This is a genomic window from Vagococcus proximus, assembly GCF_029143285.1.
Lineage (GTDB): Bacteria > Bacillota > Bacilli > Lactobacillales > Vagococcaceae > Vagococcus_D > Vagococcus_D proximus.
The window spans coordinates 486061-497445 of the sequence record NZ_JAPDSH010000001.1; the positions used below are offsets into that span (position 1 = coordinate 486061).

Annotated in this window: 9 protein-coding genes and 1 riboswitch; of the genes, 7 read left to right on the plus strand and 2 right to left on the minus strand. The window is 35.9% G+C overall.

Annotated elements, in window-relative coordinates; genetic code table 11:
- Nucleotides 1-112: 112 nt before the first annotated feature.
- The 6 genes from topA to OL233_RS02340 all read left to right on the plus strand — a co-directional run bounded on the left by topA (nucleotide 113) and on the right by OL233_RS02340 (nucleotide 7475).
- Nucleotides 113-2191, plus strand: a complete 2079-nt coding sequence (gene topA / locus OL233_RS02315; protein WP_275470750.1) for a type I DNA topoisomerase — start codon at nucleotides 113-115, stop codon at nucleotides 2189-2191.
- Nucleotides 2192-2249: 58 nt separating this feature from the next.
- The gene (gene trmFO, locus OL233_RS02320) at nucleotides 2250-3548 is read left to right on the plus strand and encodes an FADH(2)-oxidizing methylenetetrahydrofolate--tRNA-(uracil(54)-C(5))-methyltransferase TrmFO (protein ID WP_275470751.1); all 1299 of its coding nucleotides are present in this window, start codon (nucleotides 2250-2252) and stop codon (nucleotides 3546-3548) included.
- A 147-nt stretch (nucleotides 3549-3695) separates the two neighbouring features.
- On the plus strand, nucleotides 3696-4595 hold the full coding sequence (gene xerC / locus OL233_RS02325; protein ID WP_275470752.1) for a tyrosine recombinase XerC: 900 nt from the start codon (nucleotides 3696-3698) through the stop codon (nucleotides 4593-4595).
- 28 nt (nucleotides 4596-4623) lie between these two features.
- A complete protein-coding gene (gene hslV, locus OL233_RS02330) occupies nucleotides 4624-5172 on the plus strand; it encodes an ATP-dependent protease subunit HslV (RefSeq protein WP_275470753.1) in 549 nt (182 codons plus the stop codon).
- Nucleotides 5173-5184: 12 nt separating this feature from the next.
- Complete coding sequence (gene hslU / locus OL233_RS02335; RefSeq protein WP_275470754.1) at nucleotides 5185-6582, plus strand: ATP-dependent protease ATPase subunit HslU; 1398 nt, start codon at nucleotides 5185-5187, stop codon at nucleotides 6580-6582.
- 17 nt (nucleotides 6583-6599) lie between these two features.
- Entirely contained in the window at nucleotides 6600-7475 is an 876-nt protein-coding gene (locus OL233_RS02340) for an aldose 1-epimerase family protein (protein WP_275470755.1), read from the plus strand.
- Nucleotides 7476-7516: 41 nt separating this feature from the next.
- Here the strand turns inward: OL233_RS02340 and ald are convergent, their stop codons facing one another.
- Complete coding sequence (gene ald, locus OL233_RS02345) at nucleotides 7517-8629, minus strand: alanine dehydrogenase (RefSeq protein ID WP_275470756.1); 1113 nt, start codon at nucleotides 8627-8629, stop codon at nucleotides 7517-7519.
- A 261-nt stretch (nucleotides 8630-8890) separates the two neighbouring features.
- On the minus strand, nucleotides 8891-9523 hold the full coding sequence (gene plsY, locus OL233_RS02350; protein ID WP_275470757.1) for a glycerol-3-phosphate 1-O-acyltransferase PlsY: 633 nt from the start codon (nucleotides 9521-9523) through the stop codon (nucleotides 8891-8893).
- 239 nt (nucleotides 9524-9762) lie between these two features.
- Between plsY and OL233_RS02355 the strand changes: the two genes are divergently transcribed.
- Nucleotides 9763-11106 (plus strand): APC family permease, encoded by a 1344-nt coding sequence (locus OL233_RS02355; protein ID WP_275470758.1) that lies wholly within the window; start codon nucleotides 9763-9765, stop codon nucleotides 11104-11106.
- 92 nt (nucleotides 11107-11198) lie between these two features.
- A riboswitch (cobalamin riboswitch) is annotated at nucleotides 11199-11328 on the plus strand.
- The last annotated feature ends 57 nt before the right edge of the window (nucleotides 11329-11385 follow it).

The following is an 11385-nucleotide window of genomic DNA, read 5'->3' on the forward strand; positions in this document are numbered from 1 at the left end:
AGAAGAAAAGTTGACAAAGGGTAAGCTTATAGAATAAGATTGTAACGATTTGATATAAGTTTATTCCTATATCACATGAGTAGTTAGTAAATTAAAGGTGGTAGTAAAATACATGGCATATAAATATTTAGTAATTGTAGAATCACCAGCCAAAGCAAAAACAATTGAAAAATACTTGGGTAAAAATTACAAAGTTGTGGCCAGTGTTGGGCATATTCGTGATTTACCAAAAAGTAAAATGGGTGTGGACACTGAGAACAATTATGAACCTCATTATATTTCTATCAGAGGTAAGGGTCCTGTTATTAAAGAATTAAAACGTCTCGCTAAAAAAGCTGAAAAAGTCTATCTCGCAAGTGACCCGGATAGAGAAGGGGAGGCTATTGCTTGGCATTTAGCTTATCTCCTTGGCTTAGATTTAGAAGATAAAAATAGAGTTGTTTTCAATGAAATTACAAAAGATGCCGTCAAAGCAGCCTTTAAAGAGCCGCGTTCAATCAATGTGGATTTAGTTGATGCCCAACAAGCTCGTCGTATTTTAGATCGCTTAGTTGGTTACTCAATTAGTCCAATACTTTGGAAAAAAGTAAAAAAAGGGCTGAGTGCTGGACGTGTTCAATCGATTGCTCTTAAAATAATTATAGACCGTGAAAATGAAATTAGAGCGTTTGTTCCAGAAGAATATTGGAGCATTGCTGGTAATTTTATGAAGAAGCGTAAAAAATTCAAAGCTAATTTTTACGGAGTGGATGGTAAAAAAGAAAAACTAAATAACGCTGAAGATGTGAAGGCTGTTACTGACCGTCTTGAAACAAAAGATTATACAGTAGATAAAATTACGAAAAAAGAACGCAAACGTAATCCAGCTAAACCCTTTACCACAAGTGGTTTGCAACAAGAAGCTGCACGTAAGTTGAATTTCCGTACTAGAAAGACAATGATGGTCGCGCAACAGTTGTATGAAGGAATTGCATTAGGGAAAAAAGGAACAGTCGGACTGATTACATACATGCGTACCGACTCTACTCGTTTATCAGATGTTGCAAAAAATGAGGCTGCCTCATTTATCGAAGAAACTTACGGTAAAGAATATGCAATTGGGTTTAAAGAAACATCTAAAAAAGAAAAAGGGGCTCAAGATGCCCATGAGGCGATTCGTCCATCAAGCATCTTAAGAACACCCGATTCAATCAAAGAGTACTTAAGTAAAGACCAATATAAATTATATAACTTAATTTGGTCACGTGTTGTTGCCAGTCAGATGACACCAGCAGTTCTTGATACAATGAAAGTTAATTTAAGCCAAAATGGCGTCATGTTTGTTGCGAATGGCTCTAAAATTAAATTCCCTGGTTTCATGAAGGTCTATGTTGAAGGAAATGATGATGGTAAAGAAGATAAAGAAAATATTTTACCTGATTTAGAAGAAGGCGAAACGATCACAGCTGTTGATTTAGAGCCAAAACAACACTTTACTCAACCACCCGCACGTTTTAGTGAGGCGACTTTAATCAAGACGTTAGAGGAAAATGGTGTAGGTCGACCGTCGACGTATGCCCCAACTTTAGAAACCATCCAACGACGTTATTACGTTAAATTAGTGAGTAAACGTTTTGAGCCGAGTGAGTTAGGTGAAATCGTAAATACAATTATCTGCGATTTCTTCCCGCAAATTGTTGATATCAACTTTACTGCCCAGATGGAAGAAGATTTAGATAAGATTGCTGATAGTCAGGAAGAATGGAAAAAAGTTGTGGATCGTTTTTACAAACCATTTGCTATTGAATTAGAGAAAGCAGAAACTGAAATTGAAAAAATCCAAATTAAAGATGAGCCTGCAGGTTTTGATTGTGAAGAATGTGGTCATCCAATGGTCATCAAATTAGGACGTTTTGGCAAATTCTATGCGTGTAGTAATTTCCCAGATTGTCGTCAAACTAAAGCGATTGTTAAAGAGATTGGTGTGAAATGTCCAACGTGTAAAGAGGGCGAAGTCATTGAACGTAAATCTAAAAAAAATCGCCTATTCTATGGCTGTTCGAGATATCCGGAGTGTGAATTTACTTCGTGGGATAAACCAGTTGGACGTGATTGTCCTAAATGTCAAAAATATCTGGTTGAAAAGAAAGCCAAAGGTGGCAAACAAGTACTGTGTAGTGAATGTGACTACAAGGAAGATATTCAAAAATAAAAAATCAAGCAAGAGCGTATCATGCGGTCTTGCTTGTTAACTGATAGGAGCTAAAATTATGACGAATCAAGTTGTTAATGTAATTGGTGCAGGTCTTGCTGGTAGTGAAGCAGCATGGCAAGCGGCCGAAGCAGGAGTAAAGGTTAATTTATATGAAATGCGCAAGGTAAAAAAATCACCAGCGCATCACACTGAAAATTTTGCAGAATTGGTATGTTCTAACTCATTACGTGGTAATACAATAACTAATGCTGTCGGTTTATTAAAAGAAGAAATGCGTCAATTTAATTCTTTAATTATTGGTTCAGCTGATGCGACAGCTGTTCCTGCTGGTGGAGCACTTGCAGTAGATAGAGATACTTTCTCAGAGATGGTAACGGATCGATTAAGAAATCATCCTAATGTTACTGTAATGGATGAAGAAGTCACTGAAATACCTGAGGGGATTACAATTATAGCAACAGGGCCATTAACATCAGAAGCATTAGCAGATCAAATTAAAGAGTTTACCGAATCAGAAGGACTATATTTTTACGATGCGGCAGCTCCGATTATTGACCGTGCCACTATTGATATGGATAAAGTTTACCTAAAATCACGTTATGATAAAGGTGAGGCAGCTTACTTAAACTGTCCAATGACTAAAGATGAGTTCAATGCTTTCCGTGAAGAATTAATTAATGCAGAAGTTGCTCCACTTAAAGAGTTCGAGAAAGAAAAATACTTTGAAGGCTGCATGCCGATTGAAGTGATGGCTGGTCGTGGTGAAAAAACAATGCTATTTGGACCGTTAAAACCAGTTGGATTGGAAGATCCTAAAACTGATAAGCGTCCTTATGCTGTTATTCAATTGCGTCAAGATAATGCTGCGGCATCGTTGTTTAATATTGTCGGTTTCCAAACTCATTTAAAATGGGGTGAGCAAAAACGTATTATTCGAATGATTCCAGGCTTAGAAAATGCTGAAATTGTTCGTTATGGTGTCATGCACCGTAATACATTTATGAATTCACCTGAGTTATTAGAACCAACTTACCAATCACGCAAACGTTCAGATTTATTCTTTGCGGGTCAAATGACAGGTGTTGAGGGTTACGTTGAAAGTGCAGCTAGTGGTATGGTGGCAGGCATGAATGCAGCTCGTATGGCTAAAGGTGAGGACTTAATGATCTTCCCTAGAGAAACTGCAGTAGGAAGCATGGCTTACTACATTACACATACAGCGGGTAAACACTTCCAACCTATGAATGCTAACTTTGGTATTTTCCCTGAGTTACCAACTCGTATAAAAGACAAAAAAGAACGTTATACCGCTATTGCAGAGCGCGCGTTAAATGCAACAGAAAAATTAAAATAATAATAAAAAGCCTAAACGCTGTTTAGGCTTTTTATTTAGTTTTATAAAGTGTTAAGAAAGGTAAAAAAAAGTAAATTTATATTAATATATTTGTATTAAAAAAGGGTCTATGATACATTTATTTTGTAGTAGAAAGAGGGCTCTATAGTGAGAGAAAGAGATTGGATAAAGGAGTTTTTAGATTACTTAGTCATAGAGCGACAGTATTCAGAAAAAACACAAAAAGCTTACAAAGATGATATTCGCGATTTTCTTATTTTTCTTGATAACACAGGTCAATCTGATTATTTAAAGGTAGATTATCAAGATATCAGACTTTATTTAGCTGAGTTACATGATAAAGAATACAGTCGGAATTCAACTGGCAGAAAAATTTCAAGTTTGCGTTCTTTTTATCAGTATTTATTGAGACAAGAGTTGGTTCAAGAAAATCCTTTTACCTATGTACAACTTAGAAAAAATAATCTACGTTTGCCTCGTTTTTTTTATGAAAAAGAAATGGATGCCCTGTTTGAGGCTGCACAAGGAGAAAGAGCACTTGATAAACGAAACCAAGCCTTACTCGAAACGTTATATGCAACAGGTATACGTGTTAGTGAATGTGCAGGGATGAAACTTTCAGATATTGACTTTGAATTGAATGTTATATTAATTCGAGGTAAAGGGAACAAGGAGCGGTATGTGCCATTTGGTTCACACTGTGAGGAAGCGTTACAAACGTATTTTGATAGCGCTCGTATAGAACTTCTTAAAAAAAATAAAAAGAAAAATGATTTTGTTTTTATTAATCATCACGGAGAATCGTTGACACCTCAAGGAATAACTTATATTTTAAAAACAGTTATAAACAAAAGTAGTTTAACGAGTAGTATACACCCCCATATGCTGAGGCATACGTTTGCAACCCATTTATTAAATAATGGCGCAGACATGCGTACGGTTCAGGAATTATTGGGACATGCTAGTTTGGCTTCAACACAAATATATGCTCATGTTACAAAAGAAAAATTACAAAAAAGCTACCGTGATTTTCATCCAAGAGCATAATACTAAGACATTTCAGGAGGAATTATAAATGGGATATACAACATTTCATTCAACAACAATTTGTGCAGTAGAAAAAGATGGTAAATTTGCAATGGCTGGTGATGGTCAAGTTACAATGGGAGAATCGGTTGTAATGAAAGGGACTGCTAAAAAAGTGCGCCGTATTTATAACGGAGAAGTGGTCGTTGGATTCGCTGGAAGCGTTGCAGATGCTTTTAATTTAGAAGGAAAATTTGAAGCGAAATTAAATGAATATAAAGGTAATCTAATGCGTGCCGCTGTAGAATTAGCGATGGAATGGCGCAGTGATAAAATGATGCAAAAACTTGAAGCGATGTTAATTGTCATGAATAAAGATGAAATGCTAGTCGTATCTGGTACTGGTGAAGTAATCGCACCTGATGATGGCATTTTAGCAATTGGTTCAGGTGGTAACTATGCGTTATCAGCAGCTCGCGCTATGAAACGTCATGGTAAAGAAGAATTAACAGCAGGAGATATCGCTCGTGAAGCACTACATGTAGCGGGAGATATCTGTGTGTATACAAATCATAATATTATCGTAGAAGAATTGTAGAGGGATGAGAATATGACAACTATAAATAAAACACCGAGAGAAATAGTATCAGAGTTAGACCAATTTATTATTGGACAAAATAGTGCTAAAAAAGCGGTCGCAGTTGCCTTGCGCAATCGTTACCGTCGTATGATGTTGGATGAAGAGATGCAACAAGAAGTTACACCTAAAAATATGTTGATGATTGGACCAACAGGTGTTGGTAAAACAGAAATAGCAAGACGTTTAGCAAAAATTATTCAAGCGCCATTCGTTAAAGTGGAAGCAACTAAATTTACTGAAGTCGGGTATGTGGGCCGTGATGTTGAGTCAATGGTACGTGATTTAGTAGAGGCAAGTATTGTGATAGTTGAAAAAGAGCAATATAGTAAAGTTTACACGCAAGCTAAGAAACGTGCAGAAGAGCGTCTCGTAAAACTTTTAGTACCAGGTATTAAGAAAGAACAAAAGAAAACAGCAAATCAGTTCGAAGCAATGATGCAAATGGTCAACTCAATGCAAAATCCACAAGAGGAAACGGAAGAAGTAACCGATAAAATTAAAGCAAATCGTCAAACAATTGCTGAAGAATTATCACGCGGGACTCTTGAAAGTCGTGAAGTGACTATTGAAATGGATGAACCTAAAAAAAATGTTGCGCCTATGAATAATGGTCTTGAACAGATGGGGATTGATTTAGGGGATACTCTTAATTCACTAGCACCTAAAAAACGTATTAAACGCACGCTTACAGTGAAAGAAGCACGTGAAATTTTGATTCGAGAAGAGTCTGAAAAATTAGTTAATAAAGGTGATTTATACAGTGAAGCGATTAAATTAGCTGAAAATAACGGTATTATCTTTATCGATGAGTTTGATAAAATTACTTCAAAATCACAACAATCTGGGGAAGTGTCTCGTGAGGGTGTTCAACGTGATATCTTGCCGATTGTTGAAGGGTCTCAAGTTAATACGAAATATGGCGCTATCCAAACAGATCATATTCTATTTATAGCTTCAGGTGCGTTCCACTTAAGTAAACCAAGTGATTTAATTCCTGAATTACAAGGTCGCTTCCCTATTCGTGTAGAGTTAGACGACTTAACAACAGAAGATTTTGTCAAGATTTTAACAGAACCAAATAATGCGATTATTAAGCAATATATGGCGTTATTAGGAACTGAAAATATTGATGTGACATTTACGATTGAAGCGATTGAACGTATTGCTTCAATTGCTTATCAAGTAAATAGTGAGACAGATAATATTGGAGCAAGACGTTTGCATACGATTCTTGAAAAATTATTAGAAGACTTATTATTTGAAGCATCAGAGATGCAGATGGGCGAAATCATGATTACTGAAAATTATGTTAATGAAAAATTAGGAGATATCGTAGAAGACGAAGATTTAAGTCGCTACATTCTTTAGGATAGAAAGGTGCACATATGAGCTGGGTAATTGAAAATGATAAAGTAAAAGTAATGATAAATAGTAAAGGAGGAGAACTTGCTTCATTTATTTCAAAGGAAACAGATGTTGAATATATTTGGCAGGCAGATCCGGAGTTTTGGGGGAGACATGCACCAGTACTTTTTCCGATAGTCGGTAAATTAAATGAGGATTGTTATAGCTATAAAGGTGAAAGTTATCCTTTAGGCCAGCATGGTTTTGCCAGAGATAGAGAATTTATGTTGGTAGAACAAACGGATAACTCATTAAAAGTGAATCTGAAGAGTGATGCAGTTAGCTTAAAAGTGTACCCATTTGATTTTGAGCTTATCTTAACGTACACATTAAATGATAAAAATTTAACGTGTGATTACGAAGTGAAGAACACAGGGGATGAAACAATGTATTTTGGTATTGGAGGACACCCTGCTTTTAATATCCCTTTAGGTGGTCAAGGCTCTTTTGATGATTATTATTTTGAAATAAATGGTTCGGATGAATGGACTGTTTATCCTTTAGAAGGTGCGTACATCAATAAAGAACAGTCTTATATTGAAAAGACACCAGATGAAATTCGAATTAATCGCGAATTATTTAAAGGTGATGCTTTAGTATTCGGTACAAAAGGAAAACAAGAAATTAGTATTAAATCTGATTTAACGTCAGCAAGTGTTAAGTTGAGCTATGATGAGATGCCATTTGTTGGATTATGGAGTCCTTATGCAAAAGAAGCACCATTTGTTTGTATTGAACCGTGGTGTGGTATTGCAGATACAACATGTGCATCAGGTGATTTATCCGAAAAATTTGGAACGAACCGTTTAGAATCACAAGAAGTATTTACAAACGGCTATACAATATCTGTAAAGTAAAAAGCAATCCCGTAATAGGGATTGCTTTTTATTTATTATATTTAAACTAATTCAGGTGAAGCATTAAATGGTAGATCGAGAGCGGAAGCAACTGCTTCATTTGTAAGTGTGCCTTTATAAGTATTAAGTCCTTTTTTAAGGACATCATTTGAATTTAATGCTTCTGCTAAACCTTTATTAGCAATTTGCAAGATATAAGGAATCGTAACATTTGTTAATGCTTGGGTAGCTGTTTTAGGAACAGCGCCTGGCATATTGGCAACAGCATAATGTTGAACTCCTGACACATTATAGACTGGTTCGTCATGTGTTGTGATACGATCAATTGTTTCAAAAATACCACCTTGGTCAATTGCAATGTCAATAATAACAGAGTTTGGTTCCATTTGAGCAACCATCTCTTTTGTGACAAGGGTAGGTGCTTTGGCACCAGGGATAAGAACAGCACCAATAACTAAATCGGCTGTCTTTATTGATTTTTCAATAGTAGCTGGCGTAGAGATTAAAGTTTGTACACGCCCGTTAAAAAGTTGTTCCAATTCAGCCAAGCGCGTAGCATTGACGTCTAAAATAGTTACGTTAGCACCCATCCCAACAGCAATTTCTGCTGCATGGTAACCAGAATGACCACCACCAATGATGACAACATTACCTTTAGGTGTAGCTGTTGCACCGCTAAGTAGGACACCTTTACCACCATGAATGCTTTCTAAGTACTGAGCTCCAATTTGAATGGCTAAACGGCCAGCGATTTGACTCATAGGAACTAAAAGTGGTAGAGAATTATCTGGTAATTGAATCGTTTCGTAAGCAATCCCAGTTGTTTTAGATTCTAATAGAGCATCTGTTAACTCTTTGTTTGGTGCTAAGTGAAGGTATGTGAATAAAATTAAATCTTCTCGTAAATAGTTGTATTCTTCTTTAAGAGGTTCTTTAACTTTAATAACCATATCTGATTGCCAAATTTTTTCGACATCAGCCGTTAATGTAGCACCAGCTGCTTCGTATTCCTCATCAAAATAACTTGCGTTAACTCCTGCATTTTTTTCGATTAGAACAGAATGACCTGCTCCGACTAAGTTACTAACTGATAGGGGTGTTAAACCGACACGACTTTCGTTGTTTTTAATTTCTTTAGGTACACCTATTTGCATAATAAACCCAACTTTCTAATCAAATTTTAACAAACTAAGTATACCACTTAAAAACTAAATGCGCAAAGATTCACAATTTAATTAACGACAGATAATTAAAAAATAACACTGTATTGATGTATTTAGTTTGAAAAAACATATAAGAATAGGCTGTTTATCGAAACAAGACTTTTTACAGCGCTTACATTAATAACTAACGTTAATTTTAAAAATAAAAAGTATTATTACTTTTATAAAAAAAATAACCACTCCAATGAGTGATTATTTCTTACGACTATTTAAACCGAAGGGGACACGGCTTTCAGTACCGTTTAAAATACGTTTTATATTTTCTTTATGACGTAAAAATATAAACAGAGTCAGCCCTATTGCAATGGCGGTTAATAACCAGTCAAATTCAGGCAAAATAGTTGGCCAAAATTTTGGCAATAGCACAGTAGATAAGGTAATTAAAATAGCACTGATCATACTTGTTAGACTAACCATACTGGTGATAAGTAGTGAAATGATAAAAATACTAGCGGAATAAATAAAGAATAATGGCGAATAACCTAGCAGCATTCCAGCACTTGTCGCAACAGCCTTGCCTCCTTTAAAATTAGCGAATATCGGAAAGGTATGCCCTAATACAGCTGTAAGACCTATCCAAAGTGGGTTAATAGTTGTAATACCCATTAAGGTTGGCAAACATGTCGCTAATGTTCCTTTTAGAATATCCATAAGTAAAACAGCAGTACCAGCAGTTTTTCCTAAGACACGGTATGTATTTGTAGTGCCGGAACTGTGACTACCATAGTTACGAATATCTTTTTTGTAAAATAATTTTCCTATCCAAACCCCAGAAGGTATAGACCCTAACAAATAGCCAATCGCGACCATTAAAACAATTTTCATATAGTTGAACTCCTTTTGTTAAGCTAAAAGTTATTTTACCATGAATAACGACCTACCTCAATAAGCTAACGCTTGTTATATGAGTAAATAAGGGGATACGTTATATAAGTAAAAGGCTTTCTTACGATTTTCTAATATAACAATCAAATGCTTTACTATTAGTATAAAAGAGGGTAGAGTTTAAGGGGATAAATACCTTTTTTTGCATAAATACAAATTATAATATAGGAGGCTTTTTAATGCCTGAGAAACAAAATGAATTGAAAAAAACGCTTGGTTTCACCGTTGCTTTTTCAACTATCATCGGAATTGTCGTAGGATCAGGAATATTTTTCAAACCTTACGCTGTATTTAATGCAACAGGAGGAGCACCTGGTCTTGGTATGTTAGCGTGGTTACTTGCGGGACTACTATCCATTGCAGGAGCCTTAACTGCATCAGAAATAGCAGGGATGATACCTAAGACAGGAGGTATGGTGACCTACCTTCATGATATTTTTGGTAAAAAAGTGGGTTTCTTAGCTGGCTGGGTTGAATCAACATTGTATCAAACAGGATCAACAGCTGCAGCAGCTGTTGTATTTGGTGTTCAGGCGGCTAGCTTACTGGGATTTGAACCAGGTGCCTATTGGCCGAAAGTCTTGATAGCGATTGGTATTATTGGGTTTTTAGCTTTCCTAAATAATCTTGGAGCTAAGACAAGTGGTTGGATTCAAACGGTTGCAGTGGTTTGTAAGCTCATCCCTTTAATAACTATTGTCATTGTGAGTTTTGTAAAAGGGACGGGTAATGATGTTTTAACACCGCTTCTCGGACCAGACCTAAACCCGGCTAAAGCTTTTTCTTTAGCGTTACTAGCCGCGCTATTTGCTTTTGATGGCTGGATGGGTGTTGGTATGATTGCAGGTGAAATGAAGAATCCAGGAAGAGACCTTCCACGAGCGCTAATTCTTGGGATGGGAACGGTATCGTTAATCTATATTGTCATGAATGTGGCTTATCTTTGGGTAATGCCCGCCAGTGAATTAATGCTTACTGAGACACCAGCTGCTGATGTTTCTCGTGTGTTATTCGGAGAGCGTGGGGGGCAATTCGTTTCGATTGGGATTTTAGTTTCCGTTTTTGGTGGCGTAAATGGTTATGTATTTACGGCAGCACGTTCGACGTTTACTTTGGCACAAAGTAATCGAATTCCATTAAGTAAAACGTTACAAAAAGTAAATAAAAATGGCGTGCCAGCTAATGCTACATGGTATATCTTCATTGTATCAAGTTTATTTTGTTTAACTGGTAAATATGATTTATTAACTGATTTATCAACATTTATGATTTGGAATTTTTATGTGTTAACATTTTATGGTGTCATTAAGTTAAGGCGAGAACAACCAGATGCTTATAGACCTTACAAAGTCCCTTTATATCCTTTCATCCCAATAATTGCGATGTTGGGTGGGTCCTATGTTGTCATTAGTACAATCATAAGCCAATTCCCAAAAGCAGTAGTTGGATTCGGAATTATGTTAGTAGGTCTTCCGATCTATGCTTATTATGAGAATAAAGAGAAAAAACAAACTATAGATTAGTTTGTTTTTTTTTTACTGCTTTTATTGATATTGTACTTTTGTTAAGAGTAAGGTAGAATAAGGTGCATTATAAAAATTGAATGTATTACTTTTTTGATATATTAGCAAACGGTTACACGTTATGCTTCAATGGAAGTTGGTTTAAATCCAACACTGTCCCCGCAACTGTGTTAGTAATCTCATTACTTAAGTCAGGAACATTGCCGTATATTAAAAAACACTTTTTCGGGAGTAAAAAGGTGGCTTGTTTTACTGTATGCCACTGACTTGATTTGTTAG

What these genes read in the sequence shown, in the direction of transcription:
- hslV (WP_275470753.1), top strand. Translation starts at nt 4,624, where the DNA reads ATGGGATATACAACATTTCATTCAACAACAATTTGTGCAGTAGAAAAA.
- trmFO (WP_275470751.1), top strand. Translation starts at nt 2,250, where the DNA reads ATGACGAATCAAGTTGTTAATGTAATTGGTGCAGGTCTTGCTGGTAGT.
- OL233_RS02355 (WP_275470758.1), top strand. Translation starts at nt 9,763, where the DNA reads ATGCCTGAGAAACAAAATGAATTGAAAAAAACGCTTGGTTTCACCGTT.
- plsY (WP_275470757.1), bottom strand. Translation starts at nt 9,523, where the DNA reads ATGAAAATTGTTTTAATGGTCGCGATTGGCTATTTGTTAGGGTCTATA.
- OL233_RS02340 (WP_275470755.1), top strand. Translation starts at nt 6,600, where the DNA reads ATGAGCTGGGTAATTGAAAATGATAAAGTAAAAGTAATGATAAATAGT.
- ald (WP_275470756.1), bottom strand. Translation starts at nt 8,629, where the DNA reads ATGCAAATAGGTGTACCTAAAGAAATTAAAAACAACGAAAGTCGTGTC.
- topA (WP_275470750.1), top strand. Translation starts at nt 113, where the DNA reads ATGGCATATAAATATTTAGTAATTGTAGAATCACCAGCCAAAGCAAAA.
- hslU (WP_275470754.1), top strand. Translation starts at nt 5,185, where the DNA reads ATGACAACTATAAATAAAACACCGAGAGAAATAGTATCAGAGTTAGAC.